The following is a 23,299-nucleotide window of genomic DNA, read 5'->3' as shown; positions in this document are numbered from 1 at the left end:
CACCTCTTATGCCATGCCATCATGCTCGCCGTGGCTGTGGCATCGCTTGCAGGTTGCGTCGCCTATGAGGCCGAACCTTTCACGGGCAAGACTCTACCCCGTGTAACAGGATATACCACGGGCGTAACCAACGATTGGCTGTACTTCAACCTGCGCACGGGCAAAGCATTCAATCTCTCGGCACCTAATCAAGACATCCGCGAAGGCGAGCAGACCGCACGCACCGATTGGGACATCGCTTTCTGCGGGTATCGCCTGCGTACCAACAGCGGAACCAGTGGTATAGGCAAAGGCGGGGCAGCCGATTTAGGCTATGGAGACTACGACCGATGGACGAGTGTGAGCCAATTGCCGGCATCGCTGGAGTGGGCGGTAGACGACAGCACTGTGGTCATAACCATGTCGCGCAAAGATTGGAACCAATACCTCATCGCCCATCATCTCGACTTCGACCAGAACCCGTGGTTCGACCCCAATCGCGGGCCGGCCACAACGAATACCAGTGCCAACCCGACGCTGGCTCGCGCCATGACGTTCTCTGGCCCTCCACCCGTTCATACCCCGTCGTTCCACACCTACGTGGTGCGCTCTGCTGATGGCAAACACTACTACAAACTGCAAATCATCAGTTGGTATAAGGGCGATGTGGAAATCGGCGACGTTGGCGGACAGATGAGTTACTACATCGAAGAACTTGCTGCGCCCTGACCCTCCGCCGCGCTCGGTATCAATGATGCCGACACCGCTTGGCACTCTTTTGTCCCGATTTCAATGATTTTGGGACTGCTTGGCGCTCTTTGCTCTCGATTTCAATGATGCCGGCACCGCTTGGCACTCTTTCGTCTCGATTTCAATGATGCCGGCACCGCTTGGCACTCTTTCGTCCCGATTTCAATGATGCCGGGGCTGCTTGGCACTCTTTCGTCCCGATTTCAATGATGCCGGCACCGCTTGGCACTCTTTCGTCCCGATTTCAATGATGCCGGCACCGCTTGACACTCAGACTACCTCGTCGGACACTTCGCCGGCATCGGTGACATGCTACCGACTATACAACGACTATCAATAATTAAAAATAAGAATAAAAATGAACAAACCATTGCAACCATCTGCTACCGTCGGTGAAGCATCGCGCGGTACAAAACCAAACTATTGGGGGCGCACGTTAGCCTCGTTCTTCCTCGTACTCTTCGCCATGCCGCTGGGGCATGCCCTCATGATTATCATGGAGCGCACGCTTTCGGCCTCTGCCATCCACTCGGCCGGTTTTATCATGGGCTTTGTAGGCCTTGTGATGGTTATTGTAGGTGTGGTGGTGAAAAGTGATACACGCCAAACCCTTTGGGGACTCTTCGGCGGTCTGCTCTTCTGGACAGGTTGGGTGGAATTTCTCTTCCTCTACTATGCCCGCCGCTACGGCGTACAGCCCGAGATGGAAAACGGTGTGGTGGTGACCAAACCCGAATACCTCATCATGCCGGCAACCTTCGGGCTGTGGATGATGGTCATGACCATGTATATATTCAGCACTAAAAACGGCTGCGATTTCATCACATGGATTCAGAAAGTATGCTTTCGCAGTCATCGACCGAAAATCGTTGTCCAACCCATGACGCGCCACACGTCTATCGTCACATTCATGGAACTCAACATGATGCTCTGGGCTTTGTATCTGCTGCTGATGTTCTGTTACGACAAGCATTTCCTTGGCGACCACCATCCCGTGACGTTCCTTGTGGGGTTGGGTTGCTTTATCGGAGCGTTGTTTATGTTTCGCCGGCAACTCAAACTTGCCTCATGGGGTGCCAACATACGCATGGCCATCGCCACGGTTATCATCTTCTGGACACCTGTCGAGATACTCGGTCGTATCAATTTCTTCACAGAGATATGGTTGCAACCTGAGCGTTATGCCCTTGAAATGTGTCTTACGCTTTTAGTGTTCGTCGCGTTGGCCATCTACCTGTGGATAAAAAGCGGGAAGAAAAGAAACAAAGTGGCGGCTATATGGCTCATTCTGCTGTTGATGGCGGGCAGCGTCACCGCTTCAGCAAAGGATAAGCGCGTAGTGACGCGCGGCATGAGCAAACAGGAAGTGACAGAGATTTTGGGAAAACCGAGCGCAACGAGCTTTGATGAATACGGCGAACAATGGGAATACCGCAAGGTGATAGGAGGGTTGCTTGACAGTCGGGTCTCGAAGATTCTCGTAGATTTCAATCGAAACGATAGGGTGGTGAGGTACCGGACTGTCGACTTGCCTTCGTCCGACGAGGCAAAAGATGCAGGCCGACATCCTATGCGTCCCTATGATGGGGGAATGGTCGGCGATGTAATGCCTTACCCTTATGACATTTTCTGTCTGAACGAGACTGATTTCTCATGGCTGTATAATAAGGTGAAAAAGGCCAGCTTCGATTCCGACAAATACAGTCTGCTGGAAGTCGCCACCTTGGGTTGTTATTATACATGCAACCAATGCGCCCGCCTTATGGAGCTTTTCTCATTCTCCGATGAGCGATTGAAGGCACTGAAACTCATGTCCCGCCACATCGTCGATCCGGAAAATGCGTATTCCATCTATCGAGTTTTTACTTTTGACAGCGATAAAGATAAGGCGGCAGATATGATGCAGAATGTCCGCCGAAGATGATATTCCGGCCATGAATCTATGGATATGCTGATATGAAAGTATGTCCATAGATTTTTCTGTATATCAGAAGTTTACGGATATTTTACCATCTGCATTTATCTATATTGTAAAAGAAAACACGCATCGTTGTATGAAATTTATTTTGTAACACATAAGAGGAAATCCTATCAACAAAAGGGGAAAACATGTTTTCTAACATATAAAAAGATTTGCATGGTAGTAAAATATCCTTTAATTTTGCAATCGTTATCCTGAATACAATCTTTTTACCTTAAAAAAAAGCTAATACCTATTGAGATTGAAACGCTCCCTCTGTGAAGAGAGAGCGTTTCGTTTTTATGTCGTTTACCCAAACGATTTCATTTCCTTCCTATTGTAGCACCATGCAGCACCAGCCATCCATCGCATCCCGTCGCACCTCATGAAGTCCCAGCATCTCGGCCTTCTCTGTTATCAAGCGACAATCTTCCTCATAAAAGCCACTGATGATAAGGATGCCACCTGCGGACATCACCTCCTTAAATTGAGGCATGTCGGCCAATAAGATATTACGGTTGATATTGGCCAACACTATATCAAATACGCCGTCTACATGGGAAAGCACATCCACTGTACCATGGAGTACCTCAATATTGTCCACTTGATTGAGTAGGGCATTATGACGAGTGTTTTCCACACTCCACTCATCAATGTCGTAACTCGTAATGAACGAAGCTCCGCATTGGGAAGCAATAATAGAAAGAATGCCGGTGCCACACCCGCAATCGAGAACTCGTTTTCCTTTCATCGTCGTTTCTAACGTTTTCTCCATGTCCATCAAAATCGAGACAATCATATGAGTTGTGGGATGCGTTCCCGTACCGAAAGCCTGTCGGGCATCAATCCGTATCTCCATCATTGGCGTGCTTCCGCTCAAAACTTTCTCATGTTTCCCATCGTGAATCACGCATTTTCCAGCTATCACTATAGGTTCAAAACCTTCCTGTTCCCATACTTCGTTCCAATCTCTGTCTTCTGCTTCCTGCACGGTATAGGAAACGACGATATGCGGCATGGGAAAGGACTGCAAACACTCGCTCAGTGCTTGCTTGCTGAAAGATGCTTTTTGCACATATCCTTTTACTCCGTCGTCACTATCTTCAAAGGCTTCGAAGCCGGCATCTCCTGCAAGAGCAGCTACCAAATCACGAGCAGTCTGCAAGTCGTCGGGTGTCGGGACACCTCTCGTTTGTTTCCCTTTGCTGTCTATCTTTATAGAGGAAATCGTAAAGTTTACTTCCCAATATTTCATTTCTCCGTTAAATTTTAAGTACAAAGTTATAAAAAATAGGGAATAACCTACCGCTATTTAGGGTTTTTCCTTACATTTGCATATAGAGAATTCGTATTTTTGCCATAGAAAAAAGAATACCAAATAACAGAAAGGAGTATCATCATGATAAAGAAAATGATTCTTTTAGCAGTCTGGACAGGCATTATGCCACTGTCTTTATATGCACAGAACGATGATTTGTACTTCATACCCAAACGAAGTACAGAGAAGGCCGATACCGATAAATCCCAAACGGCTCCTTCTTACCGCAGCAGTTATCGCGATATCGATGAGTACAATCGCAGAACCCCTGCCGAACCGGCCGAGGAAAAGCGGTCGGCCTGCAGAGACAGAGACCGTCGTTTCGACGATGACTACGACGATTACACGTATAGTCAGAGGATGAGACGATTTGACGGTTATTACGGTTGGAACGATTATTACTATAATAACTATTGGGATTACGACCCCTATTGGTATGGGTATTATAGCTTTTACAGACCATGGCCTTACACTTGGTACGGACCAAGACCTTACTATTGGTATAGCTATAGCTATAGATGGAGATATCCATACTACGACTACGGATGGCGAGGTTATTATTATGACTATGGATGGAGTTACCCCGGCTACTATGCTCCCCGATACTACTATTATGGTGGGGTAAGGGGTACACGCAATCATGGAGACGTCGGCAGACGAGGGGGCGACAGACTGTATTCCTATGGTTACGATGACTTCAGCGGACCAAGAAGAGGTATCAATGCGACAGGCACGAACTCAACTCGGTCGGGAGCACGCGATGCAACCGACAGGGGCGGAAACTTCTCCGGCAGCCGGTCTTATGACAATACGCGAAACACCAACACGCCAACCCGTGACTTTGAAAACCGCGACTTTGGCAACTCAAATGCCTATGATAGAGGCTCGTTCAGTGGCTCACGTTCCGGTGGCAGTATGGAAAGGGGCGTAAGCAATGGCACACGCTCCGGTAGTGGAAACTTCTCCGGTAGTCGGTCTTATGACAATACGCGAAACACCAACACGCCAACTCGCACTTTTGAAAACCGCAGTTTCGGCAATTCGGGTTCTACGGGTGGAGGCTCATTCAGCGGCTCACGCTCCGGTGGCAGTATAGGCAGCGGTGGCGGTGGTGGCACACGCTCCGGTGGCGGAGGTAGCTTCGGCGGACGTCGTTAACAACAGACAGGCACCTTGAAATAAGATGTATATACCCTAATAAACAAAGATGATTACGTTATGAAAAGAACTTTTTTTATACTCTTTGCCTCAATGTTGCTCATTGCTCCCGTAGGGGCACAGGAAACTTATGAGAGTGCAAAGATAGCCAAACAGGATTTGAACGGTACAGCCCGCTACGTCGGAATGGGTGGAGCCATGGAAGCGTTGGGTGCAGATATATCCACCATCGGTACCAACCCCGCAGGTATAGGCTTGTTCCGTCACTCAACGGGAAGTCTCTCTTTCGGTCTTGTATCGCAGCAAGATGCCAAGAATTTCTCCGACGCAAACAAATCCAATATGAGTTTTGACCAATTAGGATTCGTCTATGTCACGCATTCAAACGACAACTCTTTCCTGAATTTCGCATTCAATTACCATAAAAGTGCCAATTTCGACTACATCCTTTCCGCATCGAGTGCGCTGAACAATGCATCACAAAACAAACAGTCGTATATAAAAGGTGCACTTGGTTCCATGTCAGCAGGAGGTTTCAATATCGGGAAAAATTCCAATGGGCGCTACATCGGATACGAAAGCAATACGAGTTCAAAGACAGCTCGTTCCTTCAACCAGCTGGACTATCTTTATTGGAATGCCTTGCTCGTAGACCCTAACACCCATGATTACGGCTATAACGCAGCTAATGGATACCTGTTCAATCGTGAACACAGCGGATATATAGGTGACTACGACTTCAACATGAGTGCCAACATACACGACCGCGTCTACTTGGGATTGACACTTGGCTTACACGATGTACACTACAAAGGTTACAGTGAATACGTAGAACATCTCGTGGGCAGTGGCGGTACACCGGTAGGAGATGTCATCATCGCCGATGAGCGCACGATAACAGGTGCGGGTTTCGATTTCAAAGCAGGTCTCATCTTCCGACCTATAGAGGCCTCTCCTTTCCGCATTGGCTTGTCGGTAGCTACACCTATTTGGTATGACCTCACCACGAAGAACTATACCACACTCTTCAATAAAACCACCGGTGTAGGGGCTTATGACCGAGGAGACTCCAACGAATCCTACGACTTCAGGCTCAATACTCCGTGGAAATTTGGTGCCTCCATCGGACATACCATAGACAAATATCTCGCCTTAGGTGCAACTTTCGAGTATACTGACTATGCATATCTCGATAACCGATACAAAGACGGCGGCTACTACGACGCGTACTTCGATACTTACTATGATTCCTCTTCGAGTGATGAAGTGATGAATCGTCATACCAAGAGGACGCTTAAAGGTGTGTCTACCGTACGATTAGGTATGGAGGTAAAGCCCACCCAACCCCTTGCTCTCCGACTTGGCTACAACTACGTCTCACCGATGTACAGCAAGTTTGGATATAAAGATGGGTCTTTGAATTCCGAGGGTTCTTATTACAGTTCGGCAAGCGATTATACCAATTGGAAAGCTACCCAACGGTTTACCTGTGGCTTAGGCTATACGGTAGAAAAACTTTCGCTCGACCTTGCCTATCAATACAGCACTACCAACGGCGATTTCTACCCCTTTACCAATGGGATGAGTGCCAGTGTAACAGATGGTGGCGGACACACCACGCTGGAAACAAACAATGTGAATCCCGTCAGTGTAAGCAACAAACGTCATCAAGTATTGTTTACGGTAGGTTACAGATTCTGATTGCGTCGAAGAGACATACCAATGGAAAGAGGAAGCTACACGCTATAAGTAGTTTCCTCTCTTTGTTTCTACCACCCTTCTTTGGGAGGAGTATCATGGCATGAGGTGCAGCGTAAGCTATGGAAACGACATTCGCTGTGCGAAGCGAATAGCGAACTTCGTTTCAGTGCTTACCTTTCAATCGTTAAAGAATACGATTTGAGCCAAGAAAGGTTGCCGACCCTTCTCTGTGCAAATCGTATCTGTACCACGTACAAACGGCATTTGTACAGGGTACAGATGCCGACTTATCATCTGTAACTTTATGACCATTAAAAGTTACAATCTCGAACTTTTGAGTATCAAATATCAAAGAACCATTACAAAAACGGGGTAAAAAGTTACGAATTAAAAGTACTTTCTTCGCGCAAATGGAGATGTAGAACTGTCAGAAATGATACCTGACGGGCTGACAGATATGTCAGTTGGCAGATTTGGCACGCTTTTCGCATAACGGAGAGTAGAATTTTTAGATATATCCATTAAATAAAGAAAAGTTATGAACATTAAACCATTGGCAGACAGAGTGTTGGTATTACCGGCACAAGCCGAAGAAATCGTGGGCGGAATCATCATTCCCGACACAGCAAAAGAGAAACCTCTTCATGGAAAAATCGTAGCTGCAGGCAACGGAACCAAGGATGAAGAGATGGTATTAAAAGCAGGCGACGAGGTGTTGTACGGCAAATATGCCGGCACGGAATTGGAATATGAGGGGGAGAAATACCTCATCATGCGCCAAAGCGATGTGTTTGCCGTCATCAACCAATAGGTATCGCAGAAGACAGGATGCTTTTGCGAGCGGAGTCGGATAGACGACTCACCCTACATATAACAACAAATAAATAACATTCAAAATTATGGCAAAAGAAATTAAATACGAAACAGAGGCACGCGACCTCTTGAAGAAAGGCGTAGACAAACTGGCCGACGCAGTGAAAGTAACCTTGGGACCGAAAGGCCGCAATGTGGTAATAGAGAAGAAATTCGGTGCACCTCAGATAACAAAAGACGGTGTAACAGTGGCCAAGGAGATAGAGTTGGAAGACAAGTTTGAGAATACGGGCGCACAACTTGTAAAGAGCGTGGCCTCGAAGACCGGCGACGATGCCGGCGACGGTACCACGACGGCTACCATTCTGGCACAGTCTATTGTGACAGAAGGTTTGAAAAACGTGACCGCAGGAGCAAATCCGATGGATTTGAAACGCGGTATCGACAAGGCTGTAGATGCCGTTGTTGCCCATATTAAGAGCACAGCCGAAAAGGTGAATGATAACTACGATAAGATAGAACAAGTGGCAACTGTGAGCGCTAACAACGACCCCGAGATAGGCAAACTGTTGGCAGATGCCATGCGTAAGGTATCGAAAGACGGTGTTATCACCATCGAAGAAAGCAAGAGCCGTGAGACTTACATCGGTGTAGTAGAGGGTATGCAGTTCGATCGCGGTTACCTTTCGGGCTACTTCGTGACCGATACGGACAAGATGGAATGCGTGATGGACAACCCCTATATCCTCATCTACGACAAGAAGATAAGCAACCTGAAAGACTTCCTGCCCATCCTGCAACCCGCAGCAGAAAGCGGCCGTCCGTTGCTCGTTATCGCAGAAGATGTGGACTCAGAGGCATTAACGACCCTTGTAGTGAACCGCTTACGTGGCGGCTTAAAGATATGTGCCGTGAAAGCTCCGGGCTTCGGCGACCGTCGCAAGGCTATGCTCGACGACATTGCAGTGTTGACGGGCGGTCTCGTTATCAGCGAAGACAAGGGGTTGAAGTTGGAGCAGACTACACTTGAGATGCTCGGTACTTGCGATAAGGTCGTGGTATCGAAGGATAATACGACCATCGTGAACGGTGCCGGTGAGAAACAGCTCATTGCCGACCGTGTGGCTCAGATAAAGAACGAAATAGCTAACACCACGAGCAGCTACGACAAGGAGAAGTTGCAAGAACGCTTGGCCAAACTTGCCGGTGGCGTGGCTGTGCTCTACGTAGGTGCAAACAGCGAGGTAGAGATGAAAGAGAAGAAAGACCGTGTAGACGATGCACTTTGCGCTACTCGTGCAGCCATCGAAGAAGGTGTTGTGGCCGGTGGCGGTACAACCTACATCCGTGCACTCGACGCTCTGAAAAATGTGAAAGGCGACAATGCCGATGAACAGACCGGTATCAACATCGTAGAACGCGCCATTGAAGAACCGTTGCGCCAAATCGTGTACAACGCCGGTGGCGAAGGTGCCGTTGTTGTGCAGAAAGTACGTGAAGGAAAAGGCGACTTCGGCTACAACGCTCGCACCGATGTGTATGAAGACATGCGCAAGGCCGGTGTAATAGACCCTGCCAAAGTGGCACGCGTGGCATTAGAGAATGCAGCTTCCATCGCAGGCTTGTTCCTCACCACAGAATGCCTCATCGTAGACAAGCCGTCGGAAACACCTGCCGTGCCGATGGGCAACCCCGGTATGGGCGGCATGATGTAATACCTGTCGTTACGACAAAATCTATCCATCAATCGGGTCGGGAGCACTGTCTCCCGACCCGATTTCCGTATCTCCACTATACGTAGTGGTACGCAGATTCCAATAACAAGTGCGAATCTATGTAATCCGATTGTAAAACTGTTGTTTTGGTGTTGAGAAGTTTAGTCTCGTCCGTAGAGTTCCCCTCCACAAGAACGGTAAGAACGGTCGAAGCGGATATAACTGTAAATGGTTTCGATGCAGACGCACGTTTTCCCTTTGCGCAGCATCCACCCTCTGATTTGCTCGGACAACCACTGCTCGTTGACCATCAGTGCGATGATTTCCTTCTTCGCTTACGACAAACAATGTATTTTTTTTATTTTTTGTTATTTGCAGGAGCTCTGCAAGCACTAAAATTTTTATTTTGTTATTTGCAGAAGCTCTGCAAGCACTAAAATTTTTATTTTGTTATTTGCAGAAGCTCTGCAAGCACTAAAATTTTTATTTTGTTATTTGCGGAAGCTCTGCAAGCACTAAGACTTTTATTTTGGCTCGTCGGGGCTTTCAATCCCTTGCCGATGGCGTTCCCCGAGTGTTTTTCATAGTCCCCTTTTAATAAAAGAGACTATTTACACTTCGTAGTGGAACTTATGATACGGAGTGCTTAGAAAAAATTATGGAGGGGCGGTGGCATTCTCTCAATATTATTGGTTACCTTTGCCAACAACAAACCAATTATAAACACAATAAAAAGATGAAAACAGTGTATGATTTCTCTGTCAAAGACAGAAAAGGAAAAGCAGTTTCGTTGAAAGAATATGCCAACGAAGTGTTGCTCATAGTCAATACAGCCACCAAATGCGGCTTTACTCCGCAGTATGAGGAGCTGGAGAAACTCTACAAGAAGCACCACGCCCAAGGGTTTGAAGTGCTCGACTTCCCCTGTAATCAGTTTGGCCAACAGGCACCGGGCACCGATGAGTCTATCCATGAATTCTGTAAGCTGACCTATGGCACGGAGTTCCCTCGCTTTAAGAAGATAAAAGTGAACGGAGAGGATGCCGACCCGCTCTACCAATTTTTGAAGAGTCGGAAGGGCTTTGCAGGCTGGGACATGAGCCATCGCATCGCACCTATCCTGCATGAGAAACTCTCGCAGGAAGACCCCGACTATCAACAGAAGCCCGACATTAAATGGAACTTTACGAAGTTTCTCATCAACAAGAAAGGTCAGGTTGTAGCACGCTTCGAGCCTACAGAAAGCATCGCTAATATAGCCAAACAGATTGAAACGCTCTTATAAACCGATACGTCATGGAGCACAGAGAACATACGAAATGCCTCATTGTGGGTAGCGGGCCGGCAGGCTACACCGCTGCCATCTACGCCTCACGCGCCAATCTCGCACCGGTATTGTATGCAGGACTGCAAATGGGCGGACAACTCACTACGACGACCGAAGTGGAAAACTTCCCCGGTTATCCGCACGGGGTGGACGGCAACCAACTAATGGTTGACCTCCGTGAACAGGCCGAACGCTTCGGCGCAAGCATACGCGACGGAGAGATTGTGAAAGCCAACCTCGGGGTCCGTCCCTACGTCGTAACTACCGAACGCGGCGTAGAGATTGAGACCGACACCCTTATCATCGCCACCGGCGCATCGGCCAAATATCTCGGCCTCGCCGATGAGAAGAAATACAACGGACAGGGCGTGAGCGCTTGTGCCACATGTGACGGATTCTTCTACCGCAAAAAGACGGTGGCTGTAGTTGGTGGCGGCGATACAGCCTGCGAAGAAGCCATGTATCTGGCCGGATTGGCCAAGCAGGTTTATCTCGTGGTACGCAAGCCTTTTTTGCGCGCCTCAGAGGTGATGCAGAAGCGTGTACGCGAGACGCCCAACATCAAGATACTCTTCGAGCACAATGCCGTAGGACTCTTCGGCGAAAACGGCGTAGAGGGCGTACATTTGGTCAAGCGTATGGGCGAGTCCGACGAAGAGCGATACGACCTGCCGATAGATGGATTCTTCCTTGCCATCGGTCATCAGCCCAACTCCGATGTATTCCGCCCATGGCTGGAGGTAGATGAAGTGGGCTATATCAAGACCGTTCCCGGCACTCCACGCACCACCATCGAGGGTGTGTTTGCGGCAGGTGACGTGGCCGACCCGCATTACCGGCAGGCCGTTACTGCGGCAGGTTCGGGCTGTCAAGCAGCATTGGAAGCCGATAGGTATCTTCAAAGGGCGGGACTGAAATAAATGTTTTCGGGATAAGAAGGACTATCTGAATGCCTCTTTTACGTATCTTTACAGCATGAAATTCAGAACAAGTATAGAGATAGAAAGGGCTCCATTCAACATCGCGCCGTGTGAGCGTATGCTGTTTGTCGGTTCGTGCTTTGCCGACAATATGGGCAGACGGTTCGAGGCAGACCGCTTCCGCGTTACAGCAAACCCATTTGGAGTCATGTACAATCCGGCCAGCATCCTGCATACTGTAGAGCGTTGCACCGACTTAGCCCCACGTGTGGCAGTACTGACATTGGGAACAAACCGCGTTTATGTGGAACGGTTGAGTGGCCGTATCGTAGACAACTGCGAGAAACGTCCGCAACGGTTATTCAGAGAAGAGACGATGAACGTGGAAGAATGTACAGACTGTCTGCAAAAGGTAGTAGCATTACTCCAAGAAGCCTGTCGCGAGGTAAAGGTCGTTGTGACAGTCAGTCCCGTGCGCTATGCCAAATATGGCTTCCACGGTAGCATGTTGTCCAAGGCCACGCTGCTACTTGCTGCCGACAAGTTAGCGACTTCCCATCCCGAAACAGTGGTCTATTTCCCCGCCTATGAGCTCATGAACGACGAGCTACGCGACTATCGCTTTTATCAACCCGACATGATTCACCCCTCGGAGCAAGCCGTGGAATACATCTACGAACGGTTCATGGAAACGTTTCTTAGCAGCGAAGCAAAACAATTCATTGCAGCTTGGCGCCCTATCAAAGAGGCTTTGGGACATCGTCCGTTCCATCCCGAAAGCGACGAATACCGAATTTTCATGGAACAAACACGACAAAAAGCGCAGGCATTGGCGGCACAATATGGCTGCGAGTTGCCCGAAATCTTGCATCCATAAACAACAAAAGCCGTATGCTGCCGCTATAAGAGGCCAGCAAACATACGACTACAGAAAAGGAAAAAGCTGCCACCCCTTGGGGTAGCAGCTTTATTTTATGCCTTCAAATGAAAGGACTTTTCTATGCTCGTTAGCTCATTACCGAAAGCATGATCGAGTTTGAGTCGCGCTTCTATCTGACTGCAACTGTGTATTACCGTCGAATGGTCGCGCCCTCCCACGAGCTTTCCGATACGGGCAGCGGGCATCTTCGTATATTTCTGTGCAAGATACATCGACACCTGACGGGCGGTCACGATGTCTTTCTTTCTGCTTTTGCTATTAACAGCTGTAGCGGAGACGTTGAAATGATGACACACCGTTTCGAGAATGTCATCAATGGTGAGTGGTTTGTTATCCACCTTAACCGCCCGCTTGATAACCCTCTCGGCCAGTCGCATGTCGATATTGCTGTTGTAAACCACCGAATAAGCCATGAGCGAATTAACCACGCCTTGCAAATCGCGCACGCTTTCGTTAGCTGTTTGTGCGATATATTCGACGACATCGGCAGGAATCTTAAGCCCTTCGCGGCGTATCTCGGTATCAAGGATATTGCGACAAAGCTGCACATTAGGCCTCTCCAACTCTGCTATCAGACCGCAACTGAAGCGCGTAAGCAGTCGGTCGTTCATACCTTTTAACTCCACAGGCGGACGATCGCACGCCAGCACGATACGCTTGCCATTGCGGAAGAGGTGATTGAAGATATGGAAAAACGTATCTTGTGTCTTCGTCGCGGTCATCCACTCTTGTATATCATCAACAAGCAGTAGGTCGATAGTTTGATAGAAGTTGATAAAGTCGTTGGTAGAGTTCTGCAATACCGCGTTGGTAAATTGCACTTGGAAAAGACGTGCACTGATATAAAGCACTCGTTTTTCAGGGTATAGCTCTTTCGTTCGCACGCCAATAGCGTTGATGAGATGGGTCTTTCCACAACCTGACGGTCCATAGATGAACATGGGATTGAACTGAGTTCCTTCAGGATGTTCGGCAATCGACATCCCAACAGAACGTGGCAGTTTGTTACTGTCGCCCTCAATGAAATTGCGGAAAGTCTGGTGAGGATTGAGCTGCGATTCTATTTGCTGGGGCATGGCCGCGTCGAGCACAGAGGGAGGTCTATTACCCGTGGTCGTACTCTGTGGACGATCAATGGCTGCTGCAGGGTCAGACTCCACCTCCAAGGTTTGATTGTTGATCTTGTCCACAAGGATGCGGTAATTGAGATGAACACCAATCCCATAGGCACGAGTCAGACCTTTCGTTAGCAAATCTGTAAAATTCTCTTCCAAATATTCATAAATAAAGCGGCTGGGCACACGCACCAAAAGCGTCTTCGTCGAGGTGTTGAACGACTCGAAGACAACGGGCTTGAACCAAGTGTCATATGTCTGTTCTGAGACGTTTTCCCGAATAAACTTCAGGACATACTCCCAGAGAGCTTTTGGAGTTGCTTCCATTTGAATCTGAATACTTAGAAATGTATGTTTACAAGTATAGACTTGCGACAGTGCATGCAAAGTTCGTCATCTTTTTTGATATACACAAACGATGATATTTAGCTTTTTTAAGGTAGCATTTGTAAACTCCTTTGATGGGGCACTTTATAGTGATAAAGATGATGACGTTCTAAAAAGAGTGTTGCATATATCCAAGTATTTGGTATTAAAATATTTGTAGTACTCCATCCCATCTGCATACGTCAAATGAAGAAAAGCATCCCTACGGCAAGAGAATCCGTAAAAAGAAAGGTTTACAAAACTCACATCATGTGCAAGACATCGTAAACCCTATTTAGACGTTTTATATTTAGAAACTCATCATATCTATTCTATAGCCTCTTTTCATTTGTCTTTCTTACCGAACAGAGAGAAATGTACATAGCGTTTGGGGTGCTGCTTGATATTGACTAACAAGGAGTCGGCACTGAGCACAGTGGTATTGATCCGGTTGTAAAGCGATGGATCGTTCAGTAATAACCCGAGAGTCCCTTGTTCGTTGTTGAGTTTCTGTGTAAACAGCTGTACACCGTCGAGGGTAGCATCTATCTTTGCCATGGTACTCGTTACATCTATTTGAGCCAGATTATTAGTGAGTTGTTGTGTATTGCTTAATATGTCATTAGCTTTACCCAACATACCGGGCACTCTATGATTGAGAGTCGTCATAAGTACATTGAGTTGCTTTGTAGATACGGTAAGGTCAGACGTTATAGTTCTTACGTTATGCAGAGATTGCGCAATAGCGGGATCAGCAAGCAACACGTTGATACTAGCCATGATGGAATCAAGCTTAGGTAGCATTTTCTGTATGGTAGGAATCATGTCTTTCATCTGTCCGACAGCCCCATCGTTGAGATTTCCCACAATGACTTCCCCGGGTTCGATGCGTTCACGTGGGTTATTTGCCAAGAGCAGATTCACTTGTATATTACCCAAAAGGTCACTCACAATCTCTGCACTCGACCCTTTCGGTATGCGGAACTCCTTGTTGATGTCTACATGTACCAAGATAGTATCGTGGTTCCGATAGTCGTAGTCGATGCTTTTCACTACCCCCACTCTATAACCATCAGCATAAATGGGGCTAGACGTAGATAAACCGCTGATATTGTGAAAAGCAATCGTATAACTGTTATCTGACGAAAAAACAGTGATCCCTTTTAAAAAGTTAAGTCCGTAAAACAAGATAACGCCCCCAACGATGGCAACAAGGGCTATTTTTACCTCCTTTGTAAAAAACTGCATATGCACTATTTTTTATTGATTTGTTTGTATTCTTTGACAGCCTCGACAATATTTACTTTCACACCATCCCTGAACGCAACGACAAAGGCATCGGGGAAGCGGTCTCTCACCTGTCGGCGCATTTCATTGACTACGTCGTAGTTGGTGGATGCACCATAGGTGTATTTCATGAGGTTGTCTTCTTGATAAACGTCTACATCTGTAAGCCCTTTGAATTGATTACTACCCGGGCGCAACGTGCGGTTACTGACAAAAAGCTGTACCTTGAAGATGAGTTCTCCTTTGTTTGTGGATGGTTGAGGCTGAACTGTTCGTACCGGCACCTGTGGCTTTGATTTTTCTACTACAGTGTCCTGCACAGTCTTTTCCTTCGGGACAATAGCTGGAATGGCAATAGACGACTTGCGTGACGGTTGGAAAGGTACAGTGAAACCGTTGTCGTATGCTTTCTTATAACTTACGAATGCCCGATAGATACCCTGTGCTATATTGTCGATGCCCGTATCGCTGTTGAGTAATTGCTCTTCATCAGGTGTGGTAATGAAGCCCAATTCGATAAGACAACTTGGCATAGATGTCTCTCGCAACACCAGAAAACCTGCTTGTTTCACACCCTTATCGGGTCTGCCGGCAAACGCACATGTCTCTTGTTGTACAAGCCTTGCCAAATCCACACTCCGCGACATGTTTTTGTCTTGCATAAACTCAAACATGATATAACTCTCTGATGAGTTAGGGTCGAACCCCTCATAGCGTTGTTTGTAGTCTTCTTCAATGAGGATGACAGAGTTTTCCCGCTTTGCCACGTCTAAATTATCGCCGGCGCGGTGCATACCCAGTGTGTAGGTTTCCATTCCGCGGGCGATACGTCCATTGGGCAAAGCATTGGTGTGTACGGAAATAAACAGGTCTGCTTTGTTTTTATTGGCAATATTGGTACGCTCGTGCAACGGTATGAATATATCCGTTTTCCGTGTGTACATCACACGCACATCGGGACAATTTCGCTCCACATACCGCCCAAAAACCATTGCAACCTTCAGGTTGATGTCTTTTTCCATAGAAGTTGCACCTTTAGCTCCGGCATCGTGTCCGCCATGTCCAGGGTCGATGACCAGCGTAAAGCGTCTGTTGGCCGCATGACTGAGCGATGCCAACAAGTATATAACCAGTAAGCAGAATAGAAACTTTCTTATCATACCGTTGCAATCTTGTGCAAAAATAACGCTTTTATACGGAAAACGGGAACTTATCAAACGGTTTTATCATTTATTAAGTGTAATTCCACACCTGCACCATCGCAGCTGGCACCCATAGGGGGATTCTGTTTGGTAATCCGCAACACGAGAGATGCAGCCTTGGGAAAACGGAGAAAAACGGCCTCCCCAATCCGACGGGCAACATGCTCAATAAGTGCCGAAGGTTCTTTCATCTCCGCCTTCACAAGTTCAAAGGCATCGGCATAACTCATGGTGTCTTCCACTCTGTCCGACAGCATGGCCGTTTCCACCGGATATTCCACCATAAGATCTATCAAATACTCGTTGCCCGTAAGTCGTTCTTGGGGTAACACACCGTGGTAAGCATGGAGTCTGATACCTTTTATATATATATAGCTTTGCTGCAGTTGCATGGTTTGTCATCAATAAAGGTCTGCAGATGCCTGCCCATCATCCCCTACAGATGACGACCTGCAACGCAGATACGGTTCAAGGATTACCCACAGCGGGAGGCTCCGCAGTTCTTACAAATGAGACATCCCTCCTGATAAACCAACGTTTCACTGCCACACATCGGGCACTTCTGACCCTTGGCTTCCGTTCCGTCGATGATATATTTCTTCAACGCCCGCTCTACGCCTATCTTCCACGTGTTGATGCTTTCGCTCTTCAACTGCAGCGAACCCACCAGCTTTATCACATTGTCAATAGGCATGCGGTAACGCAACACACCACTAATCAACTTGGCATAGTTCCAATATTCTGGATTAAATTTCTCGCTCAGTCCCTCTACCGTGGTCTTGTAGCCGCGTTTGTTCTCAAACTGAAAGTCATAGCGGCTACGTCCGTCGTCTTCTTTCTGCTTGATAATTTTACCCTTCACGCAGGTCTTGGGCAATACGATACCCTCTTCGTCGTCTTGCAGACCGGTGAAAATCTCGTAAGGATAGCCGTCGAGTAACCCTACGAAAGCAACCCACTTCTCTTTGTTGTTTTGGAATCTTACGACATCGCACTCCAACTCTTTCGGTCTTACCTCTGTGACCTCCGGTTGGCGACAGGGAGGCAACTCCTCGTGTTCATCTTCCTTCTTCTCTTTTTTCTTGTCTTTTTCCGACACCGAAATCATAACGCCTGCACGCGAACCATCACGATAGATGGTACAACCCTTGCAACCGGAGCGCCATGCTTCCACATAGAGACGGTTTACGAGGGCTTCGTCTACGTCATTAGGCAGATTTACCGTCACACTGATGCTATGGTCTACCCACTTTTGGATAGCGCCTTGCATACGTACTTTCATGAGCCAGTCCACATCGTTGGCTGTAGCTTTGTTGTAAGGAGACTTAGCCACAAGGGCATCAATTTCGTCTTGGGTATAACGTTTCTCCGTATCATAGCCGTTTGTTTTCATCCACTGCATGAATTTGGGATGATACACGATGTACTCTTCAAAGGAATCGCCTACCTCGTCTACAAAATCAATATGTACATTGGTATCACTTGGATTTACCTTGCGACGACGCTTATATACGGGCATGAATACGGGCTCTATACCACTGGTAGTCTGCGTCATAAGACTTGTTGTACCGGTGGGGGCAATGGTGAGACACGCAATATTACGACGGCCGTATTTTACCATCAGCTCATACAATTCAGGGTCTGCTTCTTTCAAACGGAGTACAAAGGGATTCTTTGCCTCCCGCTGCGCATCGTATACGGCAAACGCACCGCGCTCTTTGGCCATTATTGCCGAACTGCGATAGGCTGACAGTGCCAAGGTTTTGTGCACTTCCACAGAGAATGCCGTGGCTTCTTCCGTCCCATACCGCAAGCCCATGGCAGCCAGCATGTCGCCTTCCGCTGTGATACCCACGCCCGTACGACGGCCTTTACTGCTCTTGTCTTTTATCTTTTCCCATAAATGATACTCTGCGCCTTTCACTTCACCCGACTGTGGGTCATCCTGCACCTTATTCATAATGGCGTCTATTTTCTCTAATTCAAGGTCTACGATGTCGTCCATCAGTCGTTGTGCCATGCCCACATGCTTCTTAAAAGTATCGAAGTCAAACCGCGCGTGGTCTGTAAAGGGGTCGATGACATAGGAAAACAGGTTGATAGATAGCAGACGACAAGAGTCATAGGGACAAAGGGGAATCTCTCCACACGGGTTTGTACTCACAGTCCGGAAGCCAAGGTCGGCATAACAGTCGGGGATGCTCTCACGCAGGATGGTATCCCAAAAGAGTACGCCCGGCTCTGCGCTCTGCCACGCATTGTGTACGATTTTCTGCCACAAGCTACGAGCATCTATCTCTTTACTTACCATAGGGTTGTCGCCGGCGATGGGAAACTGTTGCCGATATGGTCTCCCATCGATGGCTGCCTGCATGAACTCGTCGTCTAACTTCACGGAAACATTGGCACCCGTTACCTTTCCTTCGGTCATCTTGGCATCGATAAAGGCTTCGCTGTCGGGATGCTTGATACTGACAGACAGCATCAGGGCACCGCGTCTACCGTCTTGTGCTACCTCACGGGTGGAGTTGCTGTAACGCTCCATAAAGGGAACAAGGCCGGTACTCGTCAGAGCCGAATTATTAACGGGCGAACCTTTTGGACGCACATGCGACAGGTCGTGCCCCACACCCCCGCGACGTTTCATCAGCTGCACCTGCTCTTCGTCAATACGCATGATAGCACCATAGGAGTCGGCATCGCCGTCGAGCCCGATAACGAAACAGTTGCTCAACGAAGCTACCTGATGGTTATTGCCAATACCTGTCATGGGACTGCCCGCCGGAACGATATAACGGAAGTGGTCTAATAAACTGAACACCTCTTCCGCTTTCAAAGGGTTCGCATATTTGTTTTCTATGCGGGCTATCTCGTTGGCAATACGCCAATGCATGTTTTCGGGAGACTGCTCATAAATGTTTCCGAAGCTATCCTTCATTGCATACTTGTTTACCCAAACGCGAGCAGCCAACTCGTCGCCTTCAAAGTATTTTAAAGAGGCTTTATAGGCCTCATCATAAGAGTAGGTATTGTTATTTTCCATTATTTTATTTGATTGTATTCTGCTTGCAAAGCTACACTTTTTTTCTTAGATATAGCACAATTTCGGGGAAATTCTTTGGAGAAAACCTTAACTAAAGTTTACCCAAACGGGAAACTTTCTACGAATAAATCTTGAAAGAATTGAACATTTAGAAAAACTTCATTCCGATTAAAGGATGTCCTCATAACCGATTTGGGTTTCAGGGTCGTAAAGCTATGGATGATAAGTCGGCATTCGTACAATGCACAGATGCCGTTTGTACGTCGTACAGATGGCGTTTGTACGCGGAAAGATCGGCAACCTTTCTCACGGCAAATGGCCTTTGCCGATGTAACCAAGGTAAACGTTGCAAGTGCGAAACACCCTTTTGTGTATGCTGCATTGTAGATTAAAACAAGCTCTTTTCCATGATGGGAGAACGAGGAAAAGAAGTTGTACGTAAAACAGTGTGTAAAAGAAATTTCGTCTTTATCGAAATAGATAAAGGAAAGACCGAAAACGAATAAGAATGAAGCGATATGCTATTACTAAGAAAAAGAGGAAAATGGCAAGGAAATTTCACTCTTCTTTGCTAATCCCTGCGGCAAGCACAGTCCATAGTGTATCGTCCGGCAAAGGTGCCGTCACACTGACAAGCTCTTTTGATACAGGGTGCGTGAAAGCTATATGGCGGGCTAACAGAGAAATACTGCCATCGGGATTGCTGCGCGGTGCACCATATTTCAAGTCGCCTTTGATAGGGCAACCGATATGAGATAGTTGACAGCGTATCTGGTGATGCCGACCGGTTAATAGTTTGATGGCGAGCAAGGTATAGCGGTCGCCCTGCGCGATGATACGATACTGCAATTCGGCCTTCTTTGAGTGGGGTACTTCATGGTCGTAAGCATAACTCTTGTTTTGCTTTTCATTGCGCACAAGCCAATGGATAAGCGTTCCTTCAGGTGTAGTTGGACGGTTTTTCGTGATAGCCCAATAGGTTTTCCGTACTGCTCCTGTGCGGAACATTTCGTTAAGACGCGACAAAGCTTTAGAGGTTTTAGCAAAAACGACAAGTCCCTCTACGGGACGGTCAAGACGATGAACCACGCCTAAGAACACGTTACCATGCTTAGCGTATGCTTCTTTGAGATAGGCTTTAACGGACTCAGACAGAGGCTTGTCGCCTGTTTTGTCGCCTTGCACAATTTCTCCGCTACGCTTGGAAACGATGATAATGTGATTGTCTTCGTACTCGATGTGCATCATAAAATGGTGGAATGTGGAATTTCTCTGTTATTATTCCACATTCCGCATAGATTACATGTTCATACCGCCATCTACCTGAATAACCTGTCCACTGATGTAGCTTGACATATCGGAAGCAAGGAAAGTGGCACAGTTGGCAATGTCATCTACTGTTCCACCACGACGCAACGGAATTTTGTTTGTCCACTCTTTGCGTATCTCCTCGGATAACTCCTGCGTCATAGCCGTATCGATGAAGCCCGGAGCAATGGCGTTGGCACGTATGCCCTTAGGTCCCATCTCCTGTGCTACCGACTTAGCTAAGGCTATCATACCAGCCTTAGAGGCGGCGTAGTTGGCCTGACCGGCATTACCATGCACACCTACTACGGATGCCATGTTGATGATAGAGCCACCACGCTGACGCATCATTACGGGTACACAGGCATGGATGAAGTTGAAAGCACTCTTCAGGTTTACTCCGATAACGGCATCCCACTGCTGCTCGGTCATACGGAGCAGCAGTCCGTCTTTCGTAATACCAGCATTATTTACCAAAATGTCGATAGAACCGAAGTCGTCTTTCACCTGCTTTACCACAGCTTCACTCTGTGCGAAGTCAGCAGCATTGCTGGCATAGCCTTTTACTTTTACACCCAATGCGGCAATCTCTGCCTCTGTAGCCTTGCCATTTTCATCGATGACAAGGTCGGTGAATGCAATATTTGCGCCTTCTGCGGCAAACTTCAACGCGAGAGCCTTGCCAATACCGCGGGCAGCACCCGTGATAAGAGCTGTTTTTCCTTCTAATAGTTTCATCATATCTATATTGAATTAATGTTTGTTATTGGCTATTTAAATAGATTCTTACCTAAGGCACCATAAACGACTTTAGCCACCAAAGGACGACTGGCTTCCTCTGTGAGTCCGTGTCCGAGACGCCCATAAATATATGGCACTTCAAGTCCTTTGATACAATAATGGGTGATGTCGGCCACGAGTTCCACATTGTCAATATCGAACTCGCCCTCTGCTTTGCCCTCGGCATAGACTTTTCGGAAGAGTTCAATCTCATCTTCATCAAAATTCTTCCTCACTTTCTCCACCATCCAAATATTACGGAAGAACTCGGCACGCAGATTTCCATTCCTGACAACTGTCTCGCGAATCATGCTAAGATGAGTGTATATTAGCTCGATAATCTTGTCTTGCGGGCTCATTTTCTTAGCTGCCACCTCGTCGAGTTTATCGGAGAGACGTTCCAGCTCCGACTCTATCACTGCCGAATAGACATCCTCTTTACGACTGAAATAGGTGTAAAGCGTACGCCTTCCCTTGCCTGATGTAAGGGCAATATCATTCATCGTGGTATTCTCTACACCATTCTTGGCAAAGAGTTGGCGGGCTACATCCACTAATTTCTGCCGTGTCTTTGATACTGACATTTGATTGCTTCCTATCGTTTATGGTATCTGCACATGGTAATTATCGTGTGCAAAAGTAGTCCTTTTATCTTAATTACACAAATAAATAGGCACAAAATCTATAAGAATCCATAGAAATCAAAGGTAAAAAAAGGAAAATGGAAGTAAGGGAGTCAACCAATCTGAAAATCTTTTTCGCAGATTCCAATAGCAAGTGCAAATTTATGTAATTCGATTGTAAAACTGTTGTTTTGATGTTGAGAAGTTTAGTTTTTTTCCTTGGTCTTGCATTAATTTTCATCTGTATTTGTTTTTATTGCTGTCCGGTAGCCCTTAATTCGCATAAAAATCCTTGCGGGATTGTAATTCCGCATTCTTTTTTGAAATCCAAGCCCCCCTAATGAAATAAAATCAAGTTTTTTTTGTGGTACATTTGCTTTTTCTGCCATGATGATGAGTTCATCGTTCTGCGAATTTCCATGCACGGGATGAAAATCGATTGCCAATGAGTAAAAACTGTCATCGTCCACGGCAGATGGCAGAAAATAACCAAAAAACTGCCATCGTCCATGGAAGATGACAGAAAAAACCTCGTTTGAATTTCAGTCCCTAACTCTTATATACGGAAAAGGTTTATAGGGGACAGTATAATAATCAACGTATGCTCTGTCCATTGTAAGGGTTTCATCCTTAGGAAGATGCACTTCTTTAAGTAGATAGTGTGATCATGCGTAGCAGCAGAGGTGAGCTGTACGACCATGGGAACGCCAACATGATACTTCATCACCGTATGAACCTTCATACCGCCTTTCTTCTTACCACGCTTCGGATGTCTGCCTACGCCCTTGAGGATGTTATCAAAAAGGTAATCGTAGTTGAATCCATCATATACAGAAGCTTCTTCCACGTCTTCTGTTTACCTTTTGCGGGGCTGTCCGAAGATAAAAATATGATTTCGGGCTAAGTTCTTAAAGCACAATGCTCTGCGATTAAATGCAGGTTTTATAGGTAACGATTTAGAAATGAGCGGTGCACTTGAAAGTTCATTGTTTTG

21 protein-coding genes and 1 pseudogene are annotated in these 23,299 nt (G+C 47.0%); 10 read left to right on the top strand and 12 right to left on the bottom strand.

Annotation, left to right across the window (positions count from 1 at the left end):
• The first annotated feature begins 21 nt into the window (after positions 1-21).
• From HMPREF0658_RS03695 to HMPREF0658_RS11965, 3 genes and pseudogenes are all read left to right on the top strand, one after another.
• Positions 22-708, top strand: a complete 687-nt coding sequence (locus HMPREF0658_RS03695; RefSeq protein WP_024991129.1) for an HmuY family protein — start codon at positions 22-24, stop codon at positions 706-708.
• A 379-nt stretch (positions 709-1,087) separates the two neighbouring features.
• Positions 1,088-1,990: pseudogene (locus tag HMPREF0658_RS11840) on the top strand (hypothetical protein); the annotation flags it as partial.
• 36 nt (positions 1,991-2,026) lie between these two features.
• Entirely contained in the window at positions 2,027-2,653 is a 627-nt protein-coding gene (locus HMPREF0658_RS11965; RefSeq protein ID WP_309545623.1) for a DUF4476 domain-containing protein, read from the top strand.
• Between the two features lie 370 nt (positions 2,654-3,023).
• On the opposite strand, the gene prmA is transcribed toward HMPREF0658_RS11965, so the two are convergent.
• Positions 3,024-3,944, bottom strand: coding sequence for a 50S ribosomal protein L11 methyltransferase (gene prmA / locus HMPREF0658_RS03685; RefSeq protein WP_006948624.1), 921 nt, complete (start codon positions 3,942-3,944; stop codon positions 3,024-3,026).
• A gap of 156 nt (positions 3,945-4,100) precedes the next feature.
• Here prmA and HMPREF0658_RS03680 point away from each other — a divergent pair, with 156 nt between their 5' ends.
• The 4 genes from HMPREF0658_RS03680 (at position 4,101) to groL (ending at position 9,394) form a co-directional block, all read left to right on the top strand.
• Positions 4,101-5,165, top strand: a complete 1,065-nt coding sequence (locus tag HMPREF0658_RS03680; protein ID WP_244860900.1) for a hypothetical protein — start codon at positions 4,101-4,103, stop codon at positions 5,163-5,165.
• Positions 5,166-5,225: 60 nt separating this feature from the next.
• Complete coding sequence (locus tag HMPREF0658_RS03675; RefSeq protein ID WP_006948620.1) at positions 5,226-6,866, top strand: hypothetical protein; 1,641 nt, start codon at positions 5,226-5,228, stop codon at positions 6,864-6,866.
• Positions 6,867-7,404: 538 nt separating this feature from the next.
• On the top strand, positions 7,405-7,677 hold the full coding sequence (locus HMPREF0658_RS03670; RefSeq protein WP_006948619.1) for a co-chaperone GroES: 273 nt from the start codon (positions 7,405-7,407) through the stop codon (positions 7,675-7,677).
• Positions 7,678-7,765: 88 nt separating this feature from the next.
• The gene (gene groL, locus HMPREF0658_RS03665) at positions 7,766-9,394 is read left to right on the top strand and encodes a chaperonin GroEL (protein ID WP_006948618.1); all 1,629 of its coding nucleotides are present in this window, start codon (positions 7,766-7,768) and stop codon (positions 9,392-9,394) included.
• Between the two features lie 161 nt (positions 9,395-9,555).
• Here the strand turns inward: groL and HMPREF0658_RS11505 are convergent, their stop codons facing one another.
• Positions 9,556-9,705 carry a hypothetical protein gene (locus tag HMPREF0658_RS11505; protein ID WP_154645748.1) on the bottom strand — a complete coding sequence of 50 codons (150 nt, stop codon included), beginning with the start codon at positions 9,703-9,705 and terminating at the stop codon, positions 9,556-9,558.
• A 425-nt stretch (positions 9,706-10,130) separates the two neighbouring features.
• Here HMPREF0658_RS11505 and HMPREF0658_RS03660 point away from each other — a divergent pair, with 425 nt between their 5' ends.
• Genes HMPREF0658_RS03660 through HMPREF0658_RS03650 form a run of 3 tightly spaced genes read left to right on the top strand, consistent with a single transcriptional unit; the run spans position 10,131 to position 12,518 of the window.
• Complete coding sequence (locus tag HMPREF0658_RS03660) at positions 10,131-10,679, top strand: glutathione peroxidase (RefSeq protein ID WP_024990986.1); 549 nt, start codon at positions 10,131-10,133, stop codon at positions 10,677-10,679.
• Positions 10,680-10,690: 11 nt separating this feature from the next.
• Complete coding sequence (gene trxB, locus HMPREF0658_RS03655; RefSeq protein WP_006948616.1) at positions 10,691-11,641, top strand: thioredoxin-disulfide reductase; 951 nt, start codon at positions 10,691-10,693, stop codon at positions 11,639-11,641.
• 55 nt (positions 11,642-11,696) lie between these two features.
• Positions 11,697-12,518 (top strand): GSCFA domain-containing protein, encoded by an 822-nt coding sequence (locus tag HMPREF0658_RS03650; protein WP_006948614.1) that lies wholly within the window; start codon positions 11,697-11,699, stop codon positions 12,516-12,518.
• Between the two features lie 95 nt (positions 12,519-12,613).
• On the opposite strand, the gene dnaA is transcribed toward HMPREF0658_RS03650, so the two are convergent.
• From dnaA to HMPREF0658_RS03600, 10 genes are all read right to left on the bottom strand, one after another.
• Complete coding sequence (gene dnaA, locus HMPREF0658_RS03645) at positions 12,614-14,023, bottom strand: chromosomal replication initiator protein DnaA (RefSeq protein ID WP_024990987.1); 1,410 nt, start codon at positions 14,021-14,023, stop codon at positions 12,614-12,616.
• A 384-nt stretch (positions 14,024-14,407) separates the two neighbouring features.
• Positions 14,408-15,310 (bottom strand): MlaD family protein, encoded by a 903-nt coding sequence (locus tag HMPREF0658_RS03640; protein WP_006948612.1) that lies wholly within the window; start codon positions 15,308-15,310, stop codon positions 14,408-14,410.
• Between the two features lie 5 nt (positions 15,311-15,315).
• Complete coding sequence (locus HMPREF0658_RS03635) at positions 15,316-16,509, bottom strand: N-acetylmuramoyl-L-alanine amidase family protein (protein WP_006948609.1); 1,194 nt, start codon at positions 16,507-16,509, stop codon at positions 15,316-15,318.
• Between the two features lie 53 nt (positions 16,510-16,562).
• Complete coding sequence (folB, locus tag HMPREF0658_RS03630; protein ID WP_006948607.1) at positions 16,563-16,943, bottom strand: dihydroneopterin aldolase; 381 nt, start codon at positions 16,941-16,943, stop codon at positions 16,563-16,565.
• A gap of 83 nt (positions 16,944-17,026) precedes the next feature.
• The gene (locus tag HMPREF0658_RS03625; protein WP_006948606.1) at positions 17,027-19,594 is read right to left on the bottom strand and encodes an adenosylcobalamin-dependent ribonucleoside-diphosphate reductase; all 2,568 of its coding nucleotides are present in this window, start codon (positions 19,592-19,594) and stop codon (positions 17,027-17,029) included.
• 558 nt (positions 19,595-20,152) lie between these two features.
• Positions 20,153-20,839, bottom strand: a complete 687-nt coding sequence (locus HMPREF0658_RS03620) for an RluA family pseudouridine synthase (protein ID WP_024990988.1) — start codon at positions 20,837-20,839, stop codon at positions 20,153-20,155.
• Between the two features lie 54 nt (positions 20,840-20,893).
• Entirely contained in the window at positions 20,894-21,640 is a 747-nt protein-coding gene (gene fabG, locus HMPREF0658_RS03615; protein ID WP_024990989.1) for a 3-oxoacyl-[acyl-carrier-protein] reductase, read from the bottom strand.
• Positions 21,641-21,672: 32 nt separating this feature from the next.
• Positions 21,673-22,266 (bottom strand): TetR/AcrR family transcriptional regulator, encoded by a 594-nt coding sequence (locus tag HMPREF0658_RS03610; protein WP_006948596.1) that lies wholly within the window; start codon positions 22,264-22,266, stop codon positions 21,673-21,675.
• A gap of 269 nt (positions 22,267-22,535) precedes the next feature.
• The gene (locus tag HMPREF0658_RS11500; protein ID WP_154645747.1) at positions 22,536-22,694 is read right to left on the bottom strand and encodes a hypothetical protein; all 159 of its coding nucleotides are present in this window, start codon (positions 22,692-22,694) and stop codon (positions 22,536-22,538) included.
• Between the two features lie 167 nt (positions 22,695-22,861).
• Positions 22,862-23,152 (bottom strand): transposase, encoded by a 291-nt coding sequence (locus HMPREF0658_RS03600; RefSeq protein WP_006948594.1) that lies wholly within the window; start codon positions 23,150-23,152, stop codon positions 22,862-22,864.
• Between the last annotated feature and the right edge of the window lie 147 nt (positions 23,153-23,299).

The sequence above is a fragment of the Hoylesella marshii DSM 16973 = JCM 13450 genome, from assembly GCF_000146675.1.
Classification (GTDB): Bacteria; Bacteroidota; Bacteroidia; order Bacteroidales; family Bacteroidaceae; genus Prevotella; species Prevotella marshii.
This window is presented reverse-complemented; position numbering and strand designations above follow the sequence as displayed.

Coding starts and splice junctions, on each gene's coding strand:
- folB (WP_006948607.1), bottom strand. CDS start 16,943: ATGCAACTGCAGCAAAGCTATATATATATAAAAGGTATCAGACTCCAT.
- dnaA (WP_024990987.1), bottom strand. CDS start 14,023: ATGGAAGCAACTCCAAAAGCTCTCTGGGAGTATGTCCTGAAGTTTATT.
- HMPREF0658_RS11500 (WP_154645747.1), bottom strand. CDS start 22,694: ATGGCAGAAAAAGCAAATGTACCACAAAAAAAACTTGATTTTATTTCA.
- HMPREF0658_RS03635 (WP_006948609.1), bottom strand. CDS start 16,509: ATGATAAGAAAGTTTCTATTCTGCTTACTGGTTATATACTTGTTGGCA.
- trxB (WP_006948616.1), top strand. CDS start 10,691: ATGGAGCACAGAGAACATACGAAATGCCTCATTGTGGGTAGCGGGCCG.
- HMPREF0658_RS03650 (WP_006948614.1), top strand. CDS start 11,697: ATGAAATTCAGAACAAGTATAGAGATAGAAAGGGCTCCATTCAACATC.
- HMPREF0658_RS03620 (WP_024990988.1), bottom strand. CDS start 20,839: ATGCACATCGAGTACGAAGACAATCACATTATCATCGTTTCCAAGCGT.
- HMPREF0658_RS03625 (WP_006948606.1), bottom strand. CDS start 19,594: ATGGAAAATAACAATACCTACTCTTATGATGAGGCCTATAAAGCCTCT.
- HMPREF0658_RS03675 (WP_006948620.1), top strand. CDS start 5,226: ATGAAAAGAACTTTTTTTATACTCTTTGCCTCAATGTTGCTCATTGCT.
- HMPREF0658_RS03640 (WP_006948612.1), bottom strand. CDS start 15,310: ATGCAGTTTTTTACAAAGGAGGTAAAAATAGCCCTTGTTGCCATCGTT.
- HMPREF0658_RS03660 (WP_024990986.1), top strand. CDS start 10,131: ATGAAAACAGTGTATGATTTCTCTGTCAAAGACAGAAAAGGAAAAGCA.
- groL (WP_006948618.1), top strand. CDS start 7,766: ATGGCAAAAGAAATTAAATACGAAACAGAGGCACGCGACCTCTTGAAG.
- HMPREF0658_RS03680 (WP_244860900.1), top strand. CDS start 4,101: ATGATTCTTTTAGCAGTCTGGACAGGCATTATGCCACTGTCTTTATAT.
- HMPREF0658_RS03695 (WP_024991129.1), top strand. CDS start 22: ATGCTCGCCGTGGCTGTGGCATCGCTTGCAGGTTGCGTCGCCTATGAG.
- HMPREF0658_RS11505 (WP_154645748.1), bottom strand. CDS start 9,705: ATGGTCAACGAGCAGTGGTTGTCCGAGCAAATCAGAGGGTGGATGCTG.
- fabG (WP_024990989.1), bottom strand. CDS start 21,640: ATGAAACTATTAGAAGGAAAAACAGCTCTTATCACGGGTGCTGCCCGC.
- prmA (WP_006948624.1), bottom strand. CDS start 3,944: ATGAAATATTGGGAAGTAAACTTTACGATTTCCTCTATAAAGATAGAC.
- HMPREF0658_RS11965 (WP_309545623.1), top strand. CDS start 2,027: ATGGCGGGCAGCGTCACCGCTTCAGCAAAGGATAAGCGCGTAGTGACG.
- HMPREF0658_RS03670 (WP_006948619.1), top strand. CDS start 7,405: ATGAACATTAAACCATTGGCAGACAGAGTGTTGGTATTACCGGCACAA.
- HMPREF0658_RS03610 (WP_006948596.1), bottom strand. CDS start 22,266: ATGTCAGTATCAAAGACACGGCAGAAATTAGTGGATGTAGCCCGCCAA.